The organism is Humidesulfovibrio sp., from assembly GCF_030689645.1.
Classification (GTDB): Bacteria; Desulfobacterota; Desulfovibrionia; order Desulfovibrionales; family Desulfovibrionaceae; genus Humidesulfovibrio.
This window is the reverse complement of the sequence record NZ_JAUYFU010000065.1, coordinates 1-21,536: the sequence shown is the minus strand read 5'-3', so window position 1 is coordinate 21,536 and position 21,536 is coordinate 1. Positions and strand designations below refer to the sequence as shown.

The 21,536-nt window shown below is 64.3% G+C and carries 18 protein-coding genes; 8 read left to right on the top strand and 10 right to left on the bottom strand.

Going from position 1 to position 21,536, the window contains the following annotated elements:
* The 3 genes from Q8O35_RS09740 to purN form a co-directional block, all read right to left on the bottom strand.
* Nucleotides 1-2,004, bottom strand: coding sequence for a methyl-accepting chemotaxis protein (locus Q8O35_RS09740; protein ID WP_305572732.1), 2,004 nt, complete (start codon nt 2,002-2,004; stop codon nt 1-3).
* Nucleotides 2,005-2,131: 127 nt separating this feature from the next.
* Complete coding sequence (gene amrA / locus Q8O35_RS09735) at nt 2,132-2,686, bottom strand: AmmeMemoRadiSam system protein A (RefSeq protein WP_305572710.1); 555 nt, start codon at nt 2,684-2,686, stop codon at nt 2,132-2,134.
* A 39-nt stretch (nt 2,687-2,725) separates the two neighbouring features.
* On the bottom strand, nt 2,726-3,427 hold the full coding sequence (gene purN / locus Q8O35_RS09730; protein ID WP_305572708.1) for a phosphoribosylglycinamide formyltransferase: 702 nt from the start codon (nt 3,425-3,427) through the stop codon (nt 2,726-2,728).
* A 186-nt stretch (nt 3,428-3,613) separates the two neighbouring features.
* Here purN and Q8O35_RS09725 point away from each other — a divergent pair, with 186 nt between their 5' ends.
* The 4 genes from Q8O35_RS09725 (at nt 3,614) to Q8O35_RS09710 (ending at nt 7,887) form a co-directional block, all read left to right on the top strand.
* Nucleotides 3,614-4,789 carry a hypothetical protein gene (locus Q8O35_RS09725; protein WP_305572706.1) on the top strand — a complete coding sequence of 392 codons (1,176 nt, stop codon included), beginning with the start codon at nt 3,614-3,616 and terminating at the stop codon, nt 4,787-4,789.
* A 26-nt stretch (nt 4,790-4,815) separates the two neighbouring features.
* Nucleotides 4,816-5,043: a hypothetical protein gene (locus Q8O35_RS09720; RefSeq protein ID WP_305572704.1), complete on the top strand. Its 228-nt coding sequence runs from the start codon at nt 4,816-4,818 to the stop codon at nt 5,041-5,043.
* Nucleotides 5,044-5,059: 16 nt separating this feature from the next.
* Complete coding sequence (gene purU, locus Q8O35_RS09715; protein ID WP_305572702.1) at nt 5,060-5,980, top strand: formyltetrahydrofolate deformylase; 921 nt, start codon at nt 5,060-5,062, stop codon at nt 5,978-5,980.
* A gap of 182 nt (nt 5,981-6,162) precedes the next feature.
* Nucleotides 6,163-7,887, top strand: coding sequence for a uracil-xanthine permease family protein (locus tag Q8O35_RS09710; protein ID WP_305572700.1), 1,725 nt, complete (start codon nt 6,163-6,165; stop codon nt 7,885-7,887).
* A 29-nt stretch (nt 7,888-7,916) separates the two neighbouring features.
* On the opposite strand, the gene Q8O35_RS09705 is transcribed toward Q8O35_RS09710, so the two are convergent.
* Together Q8O35_RS09705 and Q8O35_RS09700 are read right to left on the bottom strand one after the other, a co-directional pair.
* Entirely contained in the window at nt 7,917-9,497 is a 1,581-nt protein-coding gene (locus Q8O35_RS09705) for a hypothetical protein (RefSeq protein WP_305572698.1), read from the bottom strand.
* A gap of 55 nt (nt 9,498-9,552) precedes the next feature.
* Nucleotides 9,553-9,948, bottom strand: a complete 396-nt coding sequence (locus Q8O35_RS09700; protein WP_305572696.1) for a hypothetical protein — start codon at nt 9,946-9,948, stop codon at nt 9,553-9,555.
* 258 nt (nt 9,949-10,206) lie between these two features.
* Between Q8O35_RS09700 and Q8O35_RS09695 the strand changes: the two genes are divergently transcribed.
* The 3 genes from Q8O35_RS09695 to Q8O35_RS09685 all read left to right on the top strand — a co-directional run bounded on the left by Q8O35_RS09695 (nt 10,207) and on the right by Q8O35_RS09685 (nt 13,035).
* Nucleotides 10,207-10,761, top strand: a complete 555-nt coding sequence (locus Q8O35_RS09695) for a hypothetical protein (protein WP_305572694.1) — start codon at nt 10,207-10,209, stop codon at nt 10,759-10,761.
* Between the two features lie 94 nt (nt 10,762-10,855).
* Nucleotides 10,856-12,133 carry an EAL and HDOD domain-containing protein gene (locus Q8O35_RS09690; RefSeq protein WP_305572692.1) on the top strand — a complete coding sequence of 426 codons (1,278 nt, stop codon included), beginning with the start codon at nt 10,856-10,858 and terminating at the stop codon, nt 12,131-12,133.
* Nucleotides 12,133-13,035 (top strand): EF-hand domain-containing protein, encoded by a 903-nt coding sequence (locus Q8O35_RS09685; RefSeq protein ID WP_305572690.1) that lies wholly within the window; start codon nt 12,133-12,135, stop codon nt 13,033-13,035. Before Q8O35_RS09690 ends, Q8O35_RS09685 begins: the two co-directional genes overlap by 1 nt.
* 116 nt (nt 13,036-13,151) lie before the next feature.
* Here the strand turns inward: Q8O35_RS09685 and Q8O35_RS09680 are convergent, their stop codons facing one another.
* The 5 genes from Q8O35_RS09680 to Q8O35_RS09660 all read right to left on the bottom strand — a co-directional run bounded on the left by Q8O35_RS09680 (nt 13,152) and on the right by Q8O35_RS09660 (nt 20,408).
* Nucleotides 13,152-14,603: a trypsin-like peptidase domain-containing protein gene (locus Q8O35_RS09680; protein ID WP_305572688.1), complete on the bottom strand. Its 1,452-nt coding sequence runs from the start codon at nt 14,601-14,603 to the stop codon at nt 13,152-13,154.
* A gap of 1 nt (nt 14,604) precedes the next feature.
* Complete coding sequence (locus Q8O35_RS09675) at nt 14,605-15,465, bottom strand: zinc metalloprotease HtpX (RefSeq protein WP_305572686.1); 861 nt, start codon at nt 15,463-15,465, stop codon at nt 14,605-14,607.
* Between the two features lie 76 nt (nt 15,466-15,541).
* Complete coding sequence (thyX, locus tag Q8O35_RS09670) at nt 15,542-16,297, bottom strand: FAD-dependent thymidylate synthase (RefSeq protein ID WP_305572684.1); 756 nt, start codon at nt 16,295-16,297, stop codon at nt 15,542-15,544.
* Nucleotides 16,298-16,335: 38 nt separating this feature from the next.
* The gene (locus Q8O35_RS09665; protein WP_305572682.1) at nt 16,336-16,857 is read right to left on the bottom strand and encodes a hypothetical protein; all 522 of its coding nucleotides are present in this window, start codon (nt 16,855-16,857) and stop codon (nt 16,336-16,338) included.
* A 98-nt stretch (nt 16,858-16,955) separates the two neighbouring features.
* Nucleotides 16,956-20,408, bottom strand: coding sequence for an acyl-[ACP]--phospholipid O-acyltransferase (locus Q8O35_RS09660; protein ID WP_305572680.1), 3,453 nt, complete (start codon nt 20,406-20,408; stop codon nt 16,956-16,958).
* A 425-nt stretch (nt 20,409-20,833) separates the two neighbouring features.
* Here Q8O35_RS09660 and Q8O35_RS09655 point away from each other — a divergent pair.
* The coding region (locus Q8O35_RS09655; protein WP_305572678.1) for a flagellin at nt 20,834-21,536 on the top strand (703 nt) is incomplete at its 3' end.

The window sequence follows — 21,536 nt, the reverse complement described above, 5'->3', positions numbered from 1 at the left end:
TTAAGCCTTGGCCATGCCCTCAATGACTTCGCGCAGCTGGTCGGCCAGGCGGCCTAGTTCCTCAACGTCGCGGGCGGCCTCGTCCATTCCGGCGGAGGTGCTCAGCGCGATGTCGTTGATCTCGGCCACGGCGGAGTCCACCTGGGCGCTGGCCTCGGCCTGCATCTCCACCGCAGTGGTGATGCCGCGCACGCGCAGGGTGGTGTCGTTGACCATGCCTACGATTTCTTGCAGTGCCTCGCCAGAGCGTCCGGCCAGCTCGTTGGTGCGCTCAATGGCCTTGGCTGACAGCTCCACCTGGGCCACGTTGGTGCGCGTGCCTTGCTGAATGTTCCCGATGGCGTCGCCAACTTCCTTGGTGGCGATCATGGTCTTTTCGGCCAGCTTGCGCACCTCGTCGGCCACCACCGCGAAACCGCGTCCCGCCTCACCCGCGCGCGCGGCCTCGATGGCGGCGTTCAGAGCCAGCAGGTTGGTCTGGTCGGCAATGTCGCGGATGACGCTCATTATCTGGCCGATGGCCTCGGCCTGCTGACCCAGAGTGCCCATGTTCTCCTTGAGGGCCATGGACTGGGTGCGCACCTCATCCACAGAGGCCACCACCTGCCGCACGACTTCGGCGCCTTCCCTGGCCTTGCCCCCAGCGCCCTCCGCGCCTTTGGTCGCTCTCTCGGCGCTCTCTGCTGCGCCCCGGATGGACTCGCTCATGTCGCCCATGGCCTGGGTTGTCGCGCCTGCGCGGTCGCGCTGCTGGGCTGCGCCGTCCTCGGCCTGGGCGATCTGGCCTGCGAGGCGCTTGGAGCAGTCGAGCAGTGAGCGCATCACATCCTCCGCCCGTTTGGCGGCCTCGGTGACCACCTGATTCTGGGCCATGACGCGGGACTCCTGCTCGCGCAGTTCGGTCAGGTCGGTGTACAGGCACATTGCGCCCATGGGCGCGCCGGTGATGTCGTTGAAGAGCGGCGAGGCCGAGATGAGGATGCGGCGCGTGCCGCCCTTGCGGCCCACCAGGTCCACCTCGCGGGTGATGCTCTTGTTTTCCGTCATGGCCTGGCTAAGGACCGTCTTGCGGGTGGAGTCGCCGTAAAAGAACTCGGCCACGTTCTGGCCGATGTAGTCCGCGGGCTTGCCGTCGTGCTGAAGGATGTTCAGGAGCGTCTGGTTGGTCTGGCGCAGCGCGCCGTCCTGGTTCACCACCACGAACGGCGTGGCTATGCCTTTGAGCACGCCCTGGGTGTAGCCCAGAGTTTCCTGAACCTTCGCGGCCATGGCCTCCAGGGCCGTGGCGACCTCTTTCAGTTCGCCGCTGAAGTCGCCCAGCAGACACTGGTCGAAGCGGCCCTCGGCCTGGCACAGGGCAAAGGCCCGGATGGTGCGCAGGGGGCCAAGGATCATCCGCGCGCCCAGCACCAGCAGCACGGACATGCCCAGGATCAGCGCCAGGACCAGGCCCAGGACGGCACGGAAAGAGTTCTTCTCCTGCTCCTTGTATGCTTCGTAGGCGGCTTTGGACTTCTTGCTCTGCTCGACGATGGCTTTTTGGACTATGTCTTTGACCTCGCGCCACTTCTTGGTCTCCTTGGTGTTCAGGAGGCTGGTGGCGTCATCGTTCTTGCCCGCGCCAGCAAGGGCCATGACCTCGGTCTTGAGCGCTCCGGCCTCTGTCCAGTGCGCGGGCAGCGTGGCGAGGTCTTTGGCCATCTCGCCGGTGGCGAGGCCCTGGGCCGTCTGCAAGGCCTTCTTGAATTTCGCGTCCGCCGCTTCGTAGTTCTCTCGCGCCTTCTTGTCCGCAGGATTCAGCACCACATTGCGCGTGGCCTGTTCGGTTTGCAGCCCCTGCGCGTACATCTCCTGAAGCTGGCCCAGCAAGGCCTCTTCGACATTGATCATGTTCTCGAAAGTTTTGCTGGTCCGCTGGGATTGCAGGGCGAAGAGCAGGAGCGTGGCGGCGAAGCCGGCCAAAGTGACGCCGCCTAGAACGACAAGCAGAGCCTTGATGGTCATTCGTTTCACGAAGTTCCTCCTGGCACGGCATGAGAGCAGACGCGAGGGTGCGCCCACTTTGTCCGGATGCTAACCTGTATGCCTGGGGGGGAGGAAAATCAACGGGGGGCGGCAATTCAATGCGCTATCAGAAGACGACGGCCTCAAACCAGTAGATCTGCGTCGTGGCGTCGCGCCAGGCCTGGGCCGGAAGCCCGGCCTTGCGGCAGGTCTGGGCCAAGAACTGGTGGCGGTCCCAGCCCCATTCCAGGGGAACCTGCGGCAGCAGCAGGCCCTGGCGGCTGCCCTGGCGCATGATGAGCCCGTGGCGGCCCACCTCAACTTGCTCCGGGTCCGGGCAGGGCAGCACCGGGCCAAGGATGGATATTTCGACTTCCAGATCCGCGAGCTCCGGCTGGGTGAGGCTCGGGAAGCGCGGATCCTCAAAGGCCGCGGCCTGGGCCATGCTCCACACTGTGCGGAAAAGCGGCCCCTGGCCGATGATGTTGCCGATGCAGCCGCGCAGCTGCCCGTTGCGCTTGAGGGTGACGAATGCGCCCAGCTCCTGGCGCAGCAGGGAGGAGGGAGGATCAGGCGGGGCAGCCGGGTCTTGGCCGGAAAGTCTGGCGTTGATGGACAGGAGCACCAGATCCTTGAGGTACAGCTTGTCCTCGTCGGTGGGGGAAAGGCGGAAGTTGTCCATAAAGTCTCCTTCAAGCCTTTTGCGGGCGGGCTTGTGCGCTCAGGGCTCGGGCAGGAAGCCTGGCTCCAGGGCAGGGCTGACCAGGCAGGGCAGGTCGGCGTTGCCGCAGGTGGCTGGATGGGAGCGCCGCACCATGACGTGCCGGCCCTCGATTTTGAGCCTGCCAGCAGCCAGCCAGGCCACGGCCTGTGGGTAGATGCAATGCTCGAGCTTCAGGATGCGCGCTGCCAGGGCGTCCGCCCCCTCGCCGGGCTGGGCGGGCACGGCGGCCTGGATGACCACCGGGCCGTGGTCCATGATCTCGTCCACGAAATGCACGCTGCATCCGGCCAGGCGCACGCCGTAGGCGGCGGCGTCTGCCGCGCCGTGGGTGCCGGGAAAGCTGGGCAGCAGGGCCGGGTGGATGTTCAGCACGGCCTCTGGGAAGGCGCGCAGGAATTCCGGGGTGAGCATGCGCATGAACCCGGCCAGGAGAACCGCACCCGTGCCGCTGCATATGCCGTGGTCGCCGATGACCCGGACCATCTCTGCGTCGAAGGCCTGGCGCGAGGAAAATTCCGTGTGCGGGCGGCTCCATGTGGCGATGCCGCGCTTTTTAGCCCGTTCGAGGCCAAAGGCGTCGGCTTTGTTGGAGAGCACGACGCGCACTTCGGCGTCAATGCACCCGGCGTCGATCTTGTCCAGAACGGACTGGAGGTTGGAACCGCCGCCGGAAACGAGCACGGCAAGAGGCATGGGCATGAAGGCGCTCCCTTTTGCAGACTGGCCGAAACTGCCTGTGCAGGCGCGGCTTGTGCTCCTCTACCTTTTTTCCCTGCGGATTGGAACCGGCTCGGAAGTCTTGTCAATCGGGGCAATCATGCCTATTATATTGTGTTCAGGCGGGAGGCGCCGTGTCGACCCGTACAACCCGCATGAGGTTTTCTGATGTCCTTTCGTGCCTTTACCCGCAGCCGTATCGGTCAGGTTTTCGCCGGAGCGCTTCTGTCCCTGCTGCTGCCCGTGCTCGCTCAGGCCGCCATGCCCCAGGGTGTGGAGAAAGACTTGGGCGCTCTTCTCGATATATCCCAGAAACGGGGCAGCGCCATCAATCCGCAGGATTACAACGACCTGCTGGAATATGTTATGCAAATGAAGGGCGACGCCCGCGATGTGGTGCCAGCCCGCCGCTACGACAGTAACGGCTCCGTGCTGCGCGTTTCCATGAAGACCGGGCTCTCGCGGCTCATGAACTACTGCTACAATCCGTCCATTCCCACCTACCTGCTGTTTCCCAGCGTGCTGCGCCTGGGCGGCTGGTACGCAGGGAGCGACATCCTGAAGGACTCCAAGCCTTGGACGCACCTGGGCAAGCTGGACGCCCCGGTGGGTCTGTGGGGCCAGGAGTACGAGGTCAATGCGCCCGACTCCTTCGGCGGCGGCTACTACCGCTACGATCTGAACCGGCTGCTCATCCTCGCCAAGCACAACGGCAAGAACGTGCTCATCTCTGTCAGCAAGCAGAAGGACAAGTCTAGCGTGGGCAAGAAGGCCGTCATTTTGGATGAGGGCGAGTGGAGCTATTTCTACTCCGGCATCAACGGGCTGAACAAGGGTCTCATCGGCTGGGCCGACACCTACATGTACGACTCCGCCTCGGTGCAGGTTTTTGTGGAGGATGGTCCCAACCAGACCACCTTCACGCTCTTCAAGTGGTTGCGCGCGGGCTGGTCCGGCCTGAACGTGGTGCAGAAGGACCACATCAACGACGGCTCCACGCGCTACGCCAACGCCTTCAAGAAGATCGTCGAGTCTGACCGCCTGCCCTCCCCGGATGAGCTTGCCGCCCGCGTGCGCGAGCTTTCCTCCATGAGCGACGTGGACCTGGACCGCAAGATCGCGGCCTATGCCGTGGCCATTGAGAATATGGCCAAGTCCTCGCCGGACATGAAGAAGAGCGAGTTCCAGAAGGTCGTCGCCGATGGCAAGTACGCCAAGATCCTGAACCGCGAAGAGCGCGTGGGAGCCATCCTGGTGGAATACCTGAAGAGCCGCCTGGGCAAGCGTCCCCTGGTTGATTTCCCCGCCACGCCTGTGGCCGCGACCCGGAACAAGGCCAGCTAACGCGCGCACCGTTGTAAGGAGGCCCCATGCAGCTTTGCGAGTCTGACGCCAAGTTCAAGTATTGCCCGATGCTCAAAACGCGGGATGACAAGCTGAAGTTCTGCCTGGGCTCCATGTGCATGCTTTGGCGCTGGGCCGACGAGGCCAAAACCGGCGAGGACGCGGAAGGCTATTGCGGAGCAGCCGGTCCGGTCTTTATCGCCGCAGCCATGAGCGGGGCCGATGATGACCAAAAGCCCATCGAGGATTATTAGCCCAATGACAGCCGCCATGCCTCTCTGCAAGCCTGCCCCGGCCGGGCAGGCCGGAACAGCGCGCCTTCTCGTCACCTGCCCGGACCGCTCTGGCATAGTCGCCGCCGTGAGCGGCTATTTGCACAAGCGCGGGGTGAACATCATCCACTCCGACCAGCACTCCACCGATCCCCAGGGCGGACGGTTCTTCATGCGCCAGGAGTTCTACTTCCCCGGCCTTGAAGGCTGCCTGGACGAGCTCATGGGCGACTTCGAGTCCGAGGTGGCCGCACAGTTCAATATGAACTGGCGCGTGCTGCTGGCCCGGCGCAAGAAGCGCATGGCCGTGCTCGTCTCGCGCCTGGACCACGCCCTGATGGATCTTTTGTGGCGCGTGGGCCGGGGCGAACTGCCAGCGGAGATCCCCCTCGTCATCAGCAATCATCCAGATCTCAAGCACGCCGTGGAGTCTTTCGGCGTGGCCTTTCACCATGTGCATGTGCCGGAGGCCACAGACGCCCCGCGCGGCCGCGGGCTCTCCCTGCCCGAGGAGCGCATGCTGGAGCTCTTGAGCGGCGCGCCCGGCGGGCCGGTGGAGTTTCTGGTCCTGGCGCGCTATATGCGCATTCTCTCACCGGCCTTCGTGAAGCGCTTTCCGCAGCGGATCATCAACATTCACCATTCCTTTCTGCCCGCCTTCGAGGGCGCGGACCCGTACCGCCGCGCGGCGGAACGCGGGGTCAAGCTCATCGGGGCCACGGCCCACTACGTCACCGGGCGCCTCGACAAGGGCCCCATCATCGAGCAGGACGTCATCCGCGTGTCGCACCGGCACCGGCTCGACGAGCTCAAGATCCTGGGCCGCGACATCGAGCGCCAGGTGCTCTCGCGCGCCGTGCGCTGGCACCTGGAGGATCGCGTGCTGGTGGACGGCAACAAGACTATCGTGTTCGCGTAGGGGCGCTGCCCTGTGCGACAGACCTGCCTTCATCCGGGCTGGCCCCTGCCACTGGTTTTGGCTGGCAACGGTCAGCTATGTCTTGCTTAAACGTTCCAGATTTGGAATGTTCCCTAGCTGCGCGCCCCTTGGGAGTGTGCATCTGTCGGAAGCAGTAAACATATAGAGGGGGCTGCGGTATTATGATACGCGACAAGCTGAAATTCGACGCGAGCGAGTCGCCGCCGCTGTTCACCACCATCAGCCTCGCCTTCATGCATGTGCTGCTTGTGTTCGACGCCATCATCTTCATCCCCAACGTGCTGGGCAAGACGGCGGGCATCGCTCCCCAGTCCCTGGCCTTCATCACCTTCGGGTCGATTCTCGTGTCAGCGGTGTTCACCTTTCTGCAAAGCAGGACGCGCTTCGGCATCGGGGCCGGTTTTGTGCTCTTCACCGGTTCATACAGCGCGTTCCTGTTGTGCTCGGTGGATGCGGTGAAGATGGGCGGCCTGCCGCTCCTCGCATCCATGACGCTGCTCACCGTGCCCCTGGTGTTCCTGTATACCTTTTTCATCCGCTTCTTCCGGCACATCATCACCCCGGCTGTGGGCGGCGTGGTCATTTTGCTCATCGCCACCGCCATGGTGCCCATCGGCCTTGGCCTCTGGGCCGGGTCCTCCGTTCCGGAGGCGGCGGCCTCTACGGTCTCCTTCGCGCGTCTGGCCATTGGGGCGGTCACTGTTCTCACCCTCACGCTGCTCATGCTCTTCGGCTCCACGGCCCTGCGCCTGTGGAGCCCGCTCATCGCCATGGCCAGCGGCTACGGCCTGGCGTTTCTGACCGGGGAGCTCAATTTCGACAACACGGCGAGCGCCGCCTGGATAGGCCTGCCGGAATTGTCCGCCTGGCCCGGCTTGGAGTTGAACATCCAGGCCATGCACCTGCCGCTGCTCTTCGCCTTCGGCATGGGCATGGTGGCCAGCATGATCGAGAGCACCGGCAACATCATGCTGGTGCAGCAGATCTCCACGCGCAACTTCCGCCGCGTGTCCTACGACCAGGTGCAGAGCGGCCTTTACTGCGACGGGCTGAGCAAGGTTGCGGCCGGGGCGCTTGGCACCACTGTCCCCTCCGTCTACTGCGACAACCTGCCGCTCATCGAGATGACCGGCGTGGCCTCCCGGCGCATCGGCACCATCGGCGCCTGCCTGCTGCTTTTGCTCGCCTTCATGCCCAAGGTCAGCGGCATCATTCTGGACATGCCCGGCCCGGTCATCGGCGGGTTTCTCATCGTCATCGCCGGCATGCTGTTCCACGCCGGTTTCGGCTTGGTGGCCATGACTAAGCTGAACAATCAGCATGGACTGATCCTGGGTCTGTCTCTTGTGGTCGGGCTGGTGGCCGGGGGCAAGTCGTTCTTTCCTGGCGTGGTGCCTGCAAGCCTGAGCCCGCTCCTCCAGAACAGCGTGGCCATGGGCGGTTTCACCGCCTTCATCCTGAGCACCCTGGCCTATCTGGCCCCGAAGAAAGGCATAGAGGGCGTGTTCCGGTTGGACGTGGCGGAGCTTCCAGCCCTGCAACGCCTTCTGACTAGCGGTCGGGCCAGGCTCGGGCTTACGGACATGGAGTACAACGTCCTGTCTCTGTGCTGTGAAGAGGTCTTTTGCCACATGGCGGCGGAGGGCGGGAAGGGTCAGAATTACAGCCTGACTTTGCGGATGTCCAAGGCCGAGGACGGCTACTTCACCGAGATGGTCTGCGGCCATATGATGGACGACATCAACAACTTCGCCCTGCCGGAATCCCTCCTGCAGGCCACGCCAGCCGAGCTGGACCAGTTGGGGCTTGTGCTGTTTTCGCAGTACGCGAGAGATGTGAAGCACCTGGAGATTTCCGGCTACTCCTACATTTCGTTTCTGGTGTAGGCGCAGCCGGACTGCGAGACAGGGCGGGGCTAGGCCTGGGTGGTATCTGCCGCGCCGGGCACGGGCGGAGGCGGCGCCTGGATCGCGCCAAATTTCAGCAACAACTCTGAAAGCTTGGCCTTGACGTTTTGGGTGGTTCGCGCCACCTGGCCAAGGTCGATGGCCACCAGGAAGTCGCGCCGGAAGGGCGCGTGGTCCCACAGGGCGCGCACCTGCGCCTGGAGCGGCTCCTCCATTTGCAGCACTTGCATGATGGACGCCAGTTGCTGCGGGGTGCGGGTTTTGAAGAGCAGCATGTCCGGCCGGGTGGAGTCCTGCATCCACAACTGGCTTTTGCGGATGCGCGTGAGCCCGCGCGAGGCCAGGGCTTCAACGGCGGGCAACGGACTGCGGCGCAATGCGGCGGTCTTGATGGTGACTTTTGCGCCCTCGTCCCGCGCCTTCTCGCGCAGGAGCCCCACGAAGGAGCTTTCCAACAGGAAGAACAGCACGCGCTCCAGGGAGTCGATGGACAGCCCTTGGGCCAGGGCGCGCACGGCGTCCAACTCGTCGGAGCGCAGGCTGCCCAGGGCGGTGAGGAAATGCTCGCGCGACTTGCTGAGCACAAGCACCGCGCCCAGGGCCAGGGCTACGGCCTGCTCCATCAAAAAGGGCAGGGGGTGCTTTCCCTGGGCCTCTTGCCCGGCTGCGCGCGCCTGCATGGCCCGGAAGAGGCTTTCGGCCACTGGGTCCATGCACACGATGAGCGCGGCGCTTTCCAGGTGCTCGATGAGCATGTCTCCGGGAAGGAATCCCAAGCCTTTGAGCAGGCAGGCCTGCACCACCTTGCGCATGGACAGGCGTTCGGGCGTTTCGGCGCTGGCCAGGGCGAAGCTTTTCTGCACGCGGGTCTGGTCGATGTGGCCAGGGCTGTCGTGCAGGGTGGCGAGCACGTCGTCGAACAGGTAGCGCACCACCACAAGCTGCCCGTCTTTGGACAGGTGGAACTTGCCTTCGCTGGTCAGGTGCTCGTAGCCTTCGGCCACGTGCTGGGCGATGAAGCGCTCCACAAATTCCCGCCAGAAGCCCTGGTCGAATTCGTTGGCCTTGAGGATCTCCGCGAACTGGGACAAGCCCGGCGCGCCGAAGTGGCGCATGATGAGCTCCTCGAAATTGTCCGTGGTGAGGCCCATGGCGAAAACCATGCCCTGCACGCTTTTCACCAGCAGCGATTCGGTATTGCGCAGGAGCGCCGTGGTCTGCTCCATTGCGGCCTGATCCCCGGAGGCGGTCTCCTTGTCCAGGCGGTTCAGAAGCACGGGAAAGTTGGCGGCCAGCTTGCGCAGCACGGAGTCGGCGGGGTGGTCGGAGCGGCGGCACAGGAGATTCACGATGCTTTGCTGCTGTGTGGCCAGCATGGGGTATTCGCTGATGCCCCCGCTGTTGACCTCGATGAAGCAGAGCAGCATCTCGCGCTCAAGCACCTCGCGCAGGGCGCTTTTTTCCTTAAGGGGGCGCAGCACGGACAGATAGGCCTCCAGGCGCGCGGGCCATTGCGGCCGTGCATCGACGGCGGATGGTACGGAGGCGGGGCCTTTGGGTGCTTCCTGTGCGGCGAGGGTTTCGTCCACGTATGCTCCTGGGCGCTGTTTTGGGCTGGAGCGCCACCTCCGAGGCTGCGTATTTCTACGCTGCCTGAATCATCACCATTTCGGCCTGTTTGCAGGAAAAATCAAGCCCCGACACTGTAAAACCCCACACCGGGCCGGGGCCGTCCATTTGTTGCGCAGAGGCGATTGCTGGAGGTTCATCCTCTTCTCGCCAAGCGCGCCACGCTGTATCGAGTGCGTCTGTCCTTTTTGAGTATGTATAGTGATGCGAATCCTTGTTGATGCCACGCGGCAGCAGGAAAGGCAAGGATTGCGGGGTGCTGTATTGTCTTGTCGTTTGTCGGCGAATGGCGGGCGCTTTTTGTGTTGGGCTGTCCGGCAGACTGCGGCTGGAGGTCTGCGCCGCCAGCAGATTCAGCCCAGTGGTTTCGTCCTGGGCTTGGTGGACAGTGTCTTGTTGGCGGCTTTGCATTTTTTGTCTTTCGGGCTACAGTACGTAAATACATTGGGGGCGGAAGGATGCGGTTTCTCGATTATGTGCGGCAGCAGGGATATCATCGGTATACCGGAACGGTTTCGGCTGCCGTGTATGCCTACTTTCGATGCGAGAATCCGGGCCGCGCCGCATGGTACTTCAAGCCCGGCAGTTTTCAGTGCGCTGGCTGCAAGGCCCAGTGCGAGACCGACAGCCCCGATGGCTTCCAAACCTTTCTCACCCCGGATCAACGCAATGCCTGACCCTTTGCGCGCCCCCGCCCGCCTGCGGCGCTTCGCCCTGGCTTTGTGCCTTGTCCTGGTTTTGCCTGCTGCGGGTTTTGCCGCTGGCGATGACCTGAAGCTCAATCTGTGCAAACAGGTGCTCTCGCGCATGCTTTGTAAAAAAGTAAGCGAGTTCGGTTATGTGGGCAAGCTGGATGAGGGCGTCTACGTCATCAGCGTGTTCTACGCCTCCAAAAACTCGGAGATGCTCTGCGCCGTCACGAGCGATGGTCAGGTCATCTTGCAGGACCGCACCTGGCGGGCCATGCGCCGCGTGGTGCCCTACGAGCCGGATTCCGAGGGCCGTTGCCTGGTGGCCAATTACTCCTCGCCGGAGTGCCCGAACAAGGGACTCATCAAGGCCTGCCCGGCCAAGGGACCCCAGGACGCCAAGGAGCAGGTCAAGGAAACCTTCTGGGTCCGGCCCGTTCCGAAGATACTTGAGGAGGAGTACAAGGCCATGAGCGGGCGCGAGCAGCAGAATGCCACGGCCCCGCCGCCTCCGGCGGAAGGCGGCGAAAAATAGGCGCGCCGGTTTCGTTGCGCTCTTGTTTTGCACTCGTTGGCGCCCACGCGCCTTTGGGGTTGCATGGAAGCATGAAATCAAGGATACTTGGGGTATGATCGAATCTGCGCAGCCAGGCCAGGAGCCCCGGACCAGCAAGGCCATCTTCGTGGCCAGGCAGCCCATCTTCGACGTCAAGGAGAGGATTTGGGCCTACGAGCTGCTTTTCCGCAGCAGCGGGCAGGCCAAGACCGCAGATGTTTCCCTGGCCGAGGACGACCTCGCCACTGCCTCGGTCATTGCCGACGGCTTCGCCCTTGCCTTCAACGGCATGGACAAGAGCCGCAAGGCCTTCATCAATTTCCCTCAGCGCCTGCTTTTGGACGACACTGTCTACGCCCTGCCGCGGGAGATTTGCGTGGTGGAGGTGTTGGAGACCATCGTGCCGACGCCCGGAATGATCGCCGCGCTGAACAATATCAAGAATCATGGCTACATTTTGGCCCTGGATGACTTCGTGGGCCAGCCCGGATACGAGGAGGTCCTCCAGCTTGCGGACATCGTGAAGGTGGACGTGCTGGGCATGGATCCCGCGCGCCTGCGCGAGGTGAGCGCCGGTCTGCGCAAGTATGGTTGTCGCCTTCTGGCCGAGAAGGTTGAGGACCGCGCCACTTACGAATTGACCAAGCAACTGGGCTTCTCCCTGTTCCAGGGCTTCTTCTTCAGCCGCCCGGAAACCATGAGCGGCAGCAAGATTCCCACTCCGGTGATGGCCAAGATGCGGCTTCTGCGAGCCCTTTCCGGCGACGATTACGATGTGCGCGAGCTTGCGCGGATCATCTCCACCGATCCCAGCGTGAGCTATCGCCTGCTGAACTTCATCAATTCCGCCGCCTTCTCCCTTCGGGCCAACATCCAGTCCATTGGCCAGGCCCTGACGCTTCTCGGTAAGCAGCAGATAAAGCAGTGGTTCCTTGCGGTCATCATTTCCGATTTCGATTCCTCGGCCAAGGTGCAGGAGGCTGCCTACAATTCCCTGCAGCGCGCGCGCTACCTGGAAAACATGGGCAAGCTGTATAAGTCGCGCCTGTTTCCTTCAGAAACCCTCTTCATGCTCGGGTTGTTCTCCAAGCTTGATGTCCTGCTGGCGCAGCCCATGGACAAGCTGTTGCAGAACATCCCCCTCGACAAGGACGTGGAAGGCGCGCTCTTGTCCAAACCTTCGCCCTACTGGGCATGGCTTTCCCTGGTTGAGGACATCGAGGTTGGCAGTTGGGAAGACGTGTTCCGGTTTCTGGATGGTCGCGAACTGGACCAGCAGGCCTCGGCCACAAATTACGCCGAAGCCATCGAATGGACTCAGACCTTGCTGCGTACGAAGGGAGGAGACTGATGCCGGTGACCCTCCGCACTGTCTGGTTTGCTTTGATCCTGGCGTTGAGCGTCACCAGTCTGGCTGGCTTGCCGGCCCTGGCCCAGGACGCGCCGCCTCATGAGGGCGAAGGCCCCCGCCGCCAGGCGCCTAAGGCCGTGGCTCCCGCTGCCGCCAAGCCTCGCGTCAACGCTCCCGCTGTTTCGCAGAAGAAGGCCGCCCCGGCGTCGACGCCTGCCGGAAAAAAGAAAGGCCCGGCGGTCAAGAACGACGGCAAGCCCTATCTGCGCTCCCTGGACAAGAACCACGACGGCCGCATCACTCGTGATGAGTATGTTGGCGGGTCCAAGAAGCGCTTCGCCCAGGCCGACACAAACCGCGACGGGGTTGTTTCCCCGCAGGAGGCCAAGGCTGCCAAGGCTAAGATTCAGGAGAAGGAGGCCAAGCGCGACGCCAAGCGCCGGGCCGAAGGCAAGCCGGTGAAGGCCAAGAAGAAGAGCGACAAGCCGTCCAAGCCTCACCTCTCCACCTTTGACAAAAACAAAGACGGCCGCGTGACCCAGAAGGAATATCTGGCCCGGCGCGAGAATAAATTTGCGGAGATGGATCTGAACCATGACGGCGTCATCTCCAGCGAGGAGTCTCGCATCGCCAAGAAAAAGCTGCTGGAGCGGCGTGAGGACAAGAAGGCCAAGGCCAAGGAGCGCCGCTTGCGCAAGATCGAAGAGGCCAAACTTAAATCCCAGCAGGCTGGCGTCAGCTCTCCCGGCCCGGAGCTTACGGCCCCGGCTACTCCGCCGCCTGCCGCGCCGCCTGTGGTGAAGTCCACCACGCCTGCTCCTCCTGGCACCCCGGCCCCGCAGGACATGCCCTTGACGCCCATCGCCCCAGGTGTGCCCGCCCAGCCTGCGCCGGAAACCTGAGCCGAAGCGGCGCAAGCGCCGCGCAGACAGAAAAGCCGACCATCCTGCGATTGCGGGGCGGTCGGCTTTTTGGCGTTGTGCGGTCAGCTCAGCGAAAGGGCGCTCAAGTGCGCGGGTCAGATTTTCATGCGCACGGTGTATACATGCGCGCCGCGCTGCACGCTCAAAATCAGCTGGTTGTGCATCTGATAGCGGTAGAAGGCCGTAAGCAGGTCCGCCTCGGTGGCCGTGCGCAGGCTGCCGATCTGCAGAATGACGTCGCCTGGTTTGATGCCCAGCCGCGTGGCCGGGCCTTCGGCTCGCACTGCGGCCACGCCCACCCCTGGCGGCGGCGAGGGCTGCGCCTGGCCGGGCGGCCGCGAACCAGCGAAGGTCGGGGTGAAGCCCCAGCGCCAGCTGATGAGCCCCAGCCCTGCATCGCGCTCCAGCACTTGTGGGCGCATCTGCACCTGGAACTGCTGGCCGGCGCGGCTTAAAAGCACGGCCAGGGTGTCGCCGCGGGAATAACTCAAGAGCAGCCCCAAGAACTGCCCTTTGCTCTGCACCTTCTGCCCGCCCATGGCCAGCAGGGCGTCGCCGGGCCGGATGCCGGCCTTTTCTGCCGGGGTGTCTGGGAATACGTCCGTCACCACCATGCCGCCGGGCCGGGGCAGGCCGTAGAAGGCCGCCTGGTCCGGGGTCATGTTCTCGCCGAGCAGGCCCAGCCAGATGTGCGCAACGCGGCCCGTGGTGATGAGCTCATCCAGCACGCTCTTGGCCTTGTTGATGGGGATGGCGAAGCCCAGGCCGCCGCCCTTGGCGTAGACCGCGGCGTTGATGCCAACCACCTGGCCCAGAATGTTCAGAAGCGGCCCGCCGGAGTTGCCGGGGTTGATGGCTGCGTCCGTCTGGATGAGGCCAGCGATGGTCTGCTGGCCCGTATTCATGGATCGGTCCAGGGCTGAAACGACGCCTGTGGTCACAGTGTGCGAAAGGCCGTAGGGGTTGCCGATGGCGATGACCGGCTCGCCAATCATGAGCTCGGCGGAATCTCCCATGCGCACCTGGGGCAGGGGCGGGCCGTCCTTCGGCACGTCGAGGCGCAGCACGGCCAGGTCCATGTCCTGATCCGCGCCCTGGAGCATCGCCGTGAACTCGCGGCCATCCTGCAGCCGGGCGGTGATCTGCGTGGCCCCGGTGATGACGTGGGCGTTGGTGAGGACATAGCCCTTGCGGCCATCGATGATGACGCCGGAGCCGAGGTTCTGGGCGGTTTTTGACTTGGGGGGCGGAGCCTGGCCCGGGGCCTGGGCTTCGCCGAAGAAGCGCTGCAGCAGCGACTCGCCCGCAAACGGGGCCTTCACCTCGCGGGCGCTGATGATGCTGACCACCGCCGGGCTGGTCTCCTGCACCACGCGCACCACCGGGGTGCGTCGCGGATCTGCGGCGGCAGAAGCGTCTGCGAAGTCGTGGGGGCTCGCCATGGGCTGAACCGGGGCGGCTGCGCGGCGCTGGGCCATGCCGGGCGCGGGCCAAAGCATGCAGGCGGCCAGCAGCGCCGCAAGAAGAATTGGTGCGCTTCGCCGCATGCTAAGAGCCCCGCTGCCGCGAAAGCTCCCGCAGCCGCGCGATGCGCTCCGGGATGGGCGGGTGGGTGCTGAAGAGGTTGGCCACGTCGGCCCCGGTGAATGGGTTTACGATGAACAGGTTCTCGGCCACGGGGTTGCCGTGCAGGGGGATCTGGCGCGAGGCTGCGTCCAGCCTGCCCAAGGCGCTGGCGAGGTCCAGAGGGCGGCCGGAGATGCGTGCGCCGGTCTCGTCGGCCAGGTACTCGCGCGAGCGGGATATGGCCATCTGGATGAGCATGGCCGCCATGGGCGCGATGATGGCCAGGGCGATGGCGCCCAGCGCCCCGCCGCCGCCTTCCTCATCATCCCTGCGCCCCATGCCGAAGATGGCCCCCCACTGGAGCATATGGGCGATGCTCATGATGGCCGCGCCCAGCACGGCGGCGACGCTCTGGATCAGTATGTCGCGGTTGGCGATGTGAGCGATCTCGTGGGCCAGCACGCCGCGCAGTTCCTCGGGCGAGAGGACTTGCATGATGCCCTGGGTCACGGCCACCACGGCGTTGTCCGGGTTGCGGCCCGTAGCGAAGGCGTTGGGCGCGTCCTGGGGGATGAGGCAGATGCGCGGCTTGGGGATGCCCGCGTTTCTGGCCAGCTCCTCCACCATGGAGTGCAGCCAGGGGCCGTCCGTGGGCGAAAGCTCCTGCGCGCGGTACATGGACAGCACGATTTTGTCCGACCACCAGTAGCTGACGAAGTTCATGACCAGGGCCAGCACCAGGGCGATGACGAGACCGCCGCGTCCGCCCAGGGCCTGGCCCAGGAGCAGGATGATGCCCGTGAGCAGGGCCAGCAGAAAGAGTGTCTTCAGTTGGCTTGTCATGGAAGTCCTCCCGGTTGCGGGCGAATTGTATCCCGCAAAAGTAAGGCGCGAACGGGCGCAGTCAATGCGCTGCTGGTCAGGCTTCCCCGTCGCCGGGCTGGAACAGCTGTTCGCGGGTGGGATAGCGGCCGCAGGCGAAGCGTGTGGACTCCGGGCAGTAGCCCAGCGACTCGCATTTGGCTCCGGCTGTGGCGAAGATGGCTGGCAGCTCCTGCTTGCAGTGGGTCAGCATGGCGTCGGCCAGGGCGCGGATTTCCCACTGGGCGCGCATGCAGCAGCGCAGGTGGAAGAAGTGCAGAAGCGCGCGGCAGTTCATGGTGATGACGATCTTGGTCTCCGCCGCCTGGGGCAGCACGAAGCGCGCGTCCTCCTTGGCCTTGTCCTTGCGCCCGTGGGCTTCAAGGATGTCCTTCAGGTCGCGGTAGGCGTTGCCCACCTCGGACATGAAGGCCTCGAAGCGCGCCTTGGCTTCAGGAATCCTGGCGATGGCCGGGGGCAGCACGTAGTCCATGTCCGAGGCGTCGACGTAGCGCTGGCTCTGTTGAGAGTAAGAGGCGATGCGGTGGCGCACGATCTGGTGCGAGCAGGCCCGCGAGATGCCCGCCACGGCGAATGTGAAGCTGGCGTGCTCCACCGGGCTGTCGTGGCCGCTCTCCAGCACCTTGCGCACAAAGTCCGCCTGGACCTCGCGGTCTACCGCTCCGGAAAGCAGCCTGGGCCACATGTCGGCCACGAAACCGGCATGGTAGCACTGCCGGAAGGCGGAATAGATGAGGGACAGGGCGTTGGGCGTTACGGCCAGAAGTTCCACGGAAAGGGGCGAGACGGGCATGTGCGCTCCGGTGATGTTTTGTGTGTGCCAGGCGAGCGCTACATGCGCACGCGCTCCACTGCGTCGGCCAGCACCTGGTCGAGAGGGCCGTCCGCCGGTGCCAGCAGGTGCAGCATCTGCATGAACCAGGGCTCATAAGCGGTGCGCTGGCGGCCCAGGCGTTCGCGAAGCAGGGCTTCTTCTTCGGGCGTTTGAGCCTGGCGCGCCGCAATGGCCTCGACTCCGGCCATGAGGTACAGCACGCGTCCCGTCTGGCTTAGGCGCTGGCGCAGGGCCTCGCTGGTGAGCAGCTTGTGCGGCACCTCCACCACGGCAGGAGCTTGGGCCAGTATGGCGCTCAGGGCCTCGTCCGCTCCCTCCAGCGGCAGCAGATGCGCCGCACAGCCCAGAGCCTGGGCCAGATGCGCGGCCACCGTGGTCTTGCCGCTGCCGGGCAGGCCTATGATATAAAGGACGCCGCCTCCGGGCATGGCGGGTTTCTGCGCCGGTCCGTTGTGACTGATGGTGGCGGTTTTGTCCGGGTCTTTCACCAGAAATTCGTGGTGGATGAAATCTGTCATTCTTCCTCCCTGTCGCCAGCGGCTGCCGCTCACGGATAGTCAGACCATAGCCCAAGGTCGGCCCGGCCTCAAGGGCTGCTTTGACGCCGGTTGTCGGGCTAGCGCGCCGCGCCCGCCGCAGCCTTTGCGCGCATGTGCTCCTCGGCGAGGGCCTGCAAGGCCACGTAATCGGTTTTGCCTGTGCCCAGCACCGGAATGTTGTCCAGCACCAGCACCGCGCGCGGCACCATAAGCTCGGCCAGCCCCTGGGCGCGGAAATGCGCGAGTATGGCCGCGCGCGCGGCTCCGGGCTGGTTGGTTGCCAGAAGGAGTTGCTGCCCCTTCTGCTCGTCGGGCAGGGCGACCACTGCATGGCGGCGGCCCGGCCACAGGCTGGAGAGCTCATTCTCCACGTTGGTCAGAGAGACCATCTCGCCCGCGACCTTGGCGAAGCGTTTGGCCCGGTCCAGAATGCGCAGGTAGCCCAGCTCGTCAATGTGCACGATGTCGCCGGTGTCGTGCCAGCCGTCCTCGGGCGGCTCCAGCACGCCGGGGCGCTGGCCCCGCAGGTAGCCCAGCATGACGTTCGGCCCCTTGACCCACAACCGCCCGCCCTCATCGATGCCCGGTACGGGCTCCATGCGGTGCTCGACGCCGGGCAACAGGCGGCCAACGGTTCCGGCCTGATAGTGCATGGGCGTGTTCAAAGCCAGCACGGGCGAGGTCTCGGTGGTGCCGTAGCCTTCCATGATGCGCACTCCGAAAGTCTCCATCCACACGCGCCGGGTCTCGTCGCGCACTTTCTCCGCCCCCGCGAAGATGTGCCGGAGCTGGAAGAAATCGTAGGGCGAGGCCATGCGGGCGTAGCCTGAGAGGAAGGTGTCCGTGCCGAACATGATGGTGGCGTTGATGTCGTACACGGTTTCCGGAACGACGCGGTAGTGCAGGGGCGAGGGGTACAGGAAGGTTTTGATGCCGGAAAGGACAGGCAGCAACAGCCCCCCCGTGAGCCCGAAGGAATGGAAGATGGGCATGGCGTTGAAGATGAGGTCCGCAGGGCTGAAGGCCACGCGGGAGGCCAGCTGCTGGCAGTTGGCCATGATGTTGGCGTGGGACAGCACCACTCCCTTGGGCGGGCCTTCCGAGCCGGAGGTGAACAGGATCACCGCCGGGTCGTCCGGCCTGCGGCCAAAGCTGCTGGAGAGCCGTTCCGCAAACAGGCGCGCGGCCAGGCCGCGGAGCTTGTCGGCCAAGCAGAGCTGTTCGCGCACGTCCTCCAGGTAGACCACCCGGACCTTGCCTTCCAGGGCGGCGGCCAGGGGTTCGAGCCGGGCCTTTTCTATGAAGGTGCGGGAGGTGATAACGGTGCTGATCTGCGCCGCGTCGCAGGCGGCCAGCACGTTGCGCGGCCCGGCTGTGAAATTCAGCATGGCCGGAACCCGGCCATAAGCCTGCGCGCCAAAGAAGCTCACAGCCGAGGCGTTGGCGTTGGGCAGCAGCAGGCCCAGGGCCTCGCCGGGTTTGGTCCCCTGAGTGATGCGCCTGCCCAGGATCAGCGCGCCCAGCACCAGCCGTCCGTAAGTAACAGGCACGCGGGTGGCGTCCTCAACGGCTTGGGCATCTGCCCCGTGAATGCGCGCCGCGTCCAGAAGGGCCTCGAAGAGCGTGCGCGAGTGCAGGGAGGTCTCGAACATCATGCGGGACATGATGTCGTAGAGGGCCAGGCCAATGGCCTTGCGCCGCGCGCGTCCTTTGAGCTCGTCCGGGACGGCCAGGCGTTGCGGCGGCAGCAGGGTCAGGGTGATCTTGGGCAGCCAGCGCAGGCGCAGCTTGCCCTTCATGCGCGAGGCTCTGGAGAACTGCGCGCCGTCTATGCGCAGGGGCACTATGGGCGCGTCGGCCTTGTCGGCTATGACCCCCGGCCCGGCGTAGATCTTCATAAGCGCGCCGGTGACGGTGATGCGGCCCTCTGGGAAGATGGCGCAGACGTCGCCCTCTTGCACGGCGCGGATGAGCTTCTTTATCGCCAGCGGGTTGGCCGGGTCCATGGGGTAGGCGTTGACCAGCCGGAGAAAGGGCCGCACCCACCACAGTTTGGCCACAAGGGTGTGCACCGCGAAGATGGGTTTCGAGGGCAGGAATACGGCCACCAGCGGGGCGTCCAGAAACGACACGTGGTTGGCCACCACCACGGCACGGGGGCCAGCGGCGGCCAGATGTTCCAGGCCCCGGACCTCGACCCGGAAGAGCATCCGCAGAATCAGGGCGAAGCAACGCTTGAGCACAGTGTCGGGCAGGAGGGTGCAGCTTGCCGCGGCAACGACCAGCGTAGTCACGGCCACAGCGAGGAACAGTCCGTTGATGGTGGCGCCAGCCGCCAGCAGGGCGGCGCTGCCTGCGGCAGAAAACACCATGAAGGCCGCGTTCAGGATGTTGTTGGCCGCGATGGTGCGCGCGCGCATGTCCGGGTCGCTGCGGGCCTGGAGCAGGGTGTACAGGGGCACAATGTAGACGCCGCCCGCCACGGCCAAGAGGAGCAGGTCGGCCAGCACGCGCCACACCTGCGGCCTTTGCAGCAGTTCTGCCAGGGGCATGATGGCCGAGCCGGCGTGGCTTGCGGCCACGGAAGTCCCGGCCAGCCACAGATCAAAGGCGAACAGCGACATGGCGAGGGCGGCTGCAGGCACGTGCCGGGCCGATATCTCGCCCTTGAGAAGGCGTGAGCAGAGCGCAGAGCCGAGGCCGATGCCCACCGAGAACAAGGTAAGCATGAGGGTGACGGCCTGTTCATCGCCGCGCAGCACATCCTTGGCAAAGGCCGGGAACTGGGCCAGATACGTGGCCCCAACCAGCCAGAACCAGGACACGCCCAGGGCCGAGAGGGCGATGACCCGCCGACCGCGCAGCAGGGCCAGCACCTCGCAGGTGTCCTTGAGGAAATTCGCCCGGATGGTAGCGTGCGGGCTCCCTGGCCGACCGGGCGGCAGCAGCAGGCTTGCCAGGAGTCTGAGGGTTGTGAGGCCCATGAGCAGGATGGCCACAATGGCCGCGCCGTCCTCGCGCAGGATGAACACCCCGCCCGCTATGGTTCCGGCCAAGATGGCCAGGAATGTTCCAGCTTCCACCAGGGCGTTGCCCACCACCAGCTCGTCCACGTCCAGCAGTTCTGGCAGGATGGCGTATTTGACGGGTCCGAAAAAGGCCGCCAGCACGCCCAGCAAAAACAGCGCCCCCATCATGCCGGCAATGCTGTGGGCAAGCAGCGCCCAGCCCCCAAGAGCGACGGTTATCAGCTCAAGAATGGCCAGCAGACGCACCAGCCTGCTTTTCTCGTAGCGGTCGGCCATGATGCCGCCTGTGGCCGAGAACAGGAAAAAAGGCAAGATGAACAGCCCTGCGGCAAGGTTCACCAGCACGGTGGGCGCCAGGGAGGACTGCTCGCCCAGACGGTAGATGATGAGGATGGCCATCGCGTTCTTGAAGATGTTGTCGTTGGCCGCGCCCGTGAACTGGGCGATGAACAGCGGCCAAAAGCGGCGCTTGGTCAGAACGGACGTGAGGCCTGGGATCATTGCTCCTCCATGGGCTAAGGCACTGACAATGCCATGGGAGCGCCGGACCTGGCAATGCCCGGAGCAGACGAGGAGCGCGAAGTTTGGCGCATCACTCATATGGCGGAGGCCAGCGGCGGGGTTGTTCTCGGCAACTACCATTTTTGCATGAATTTTGCCGGTCCTGCGCCTCCTTGGCGCTGGGATGGATGAGCGGTTTTTTGATGCCTTCTTGTGCAAGCTGGTTGCGGGGTGATTGCGGTTGGGCGGAGGCGCTGAAGAAAAAGGCGAAGGGGCGAGAATAATCTCAGATCGTCTAAAGTTTTGTTGTGGAAGGCCGATGAGGGAGTCGTAACAACAATCGGATTGGCCCCGCAGGCGATGTCGCCAGGACGAGGACCACCGAATGGCAAGGACGCCAAAAAACTTTCAAGGAGGAAATGGTTATGTCGCTCACTATTAACCACAACTTGCTTTCCGCCAACGTGGCTCGGAACCTTTCGTCTTCGTACGGTGCGCTGTCCACCTCCACCGAGCGCCTGTCTTCCGGTCTGCGCGTGAACTCCGCTGCCGACGACGCAGCCGGTCTGGCCGTCCGCGAGATCATGCGCGCAGAGATCGCGTCCCTGAACCAGGGCGTTCGTAACGCCAACGACGCCATCTCCATGATTCAGACTGCTGACGGAGCGCTGGGCGTCATCGACGAAAAGCTCATCCGCATGAAGGAACTGGCCATGCAGGCCTCGACGGGCACCTACTCGTCCGACCAGCGCCTGATCATCGACTCTGAGTACCAGGCCATGGCTTCGGAAATTACCCGAATCGCCAACGCCACGGACTTCAACGGCATTCACCTGCTGAACGGCAACATCTCCGGCACCAGCAGCAGCCACAACGGCGCCGGCCTCAAGGCCACCGGCCCCATGAAGGTCCACTTCGGCTCCAGCAACGACTCTTCTGAAGACTACTACTACGTGTCCATCAACAACTCCACTGCTTCCGCCCTGGGCGTTGGCTTGGCTGCTACGGGCGCCGACGGCAAGTCCATCTCCACACAGCAGTTGGCGCAGAAGGCTTTGGCCGCTCTGGACAAGGCCATCATCTCCAAGGACAATATCCGCGCCAACCTGGGCGCTCTCCAGAACCGTC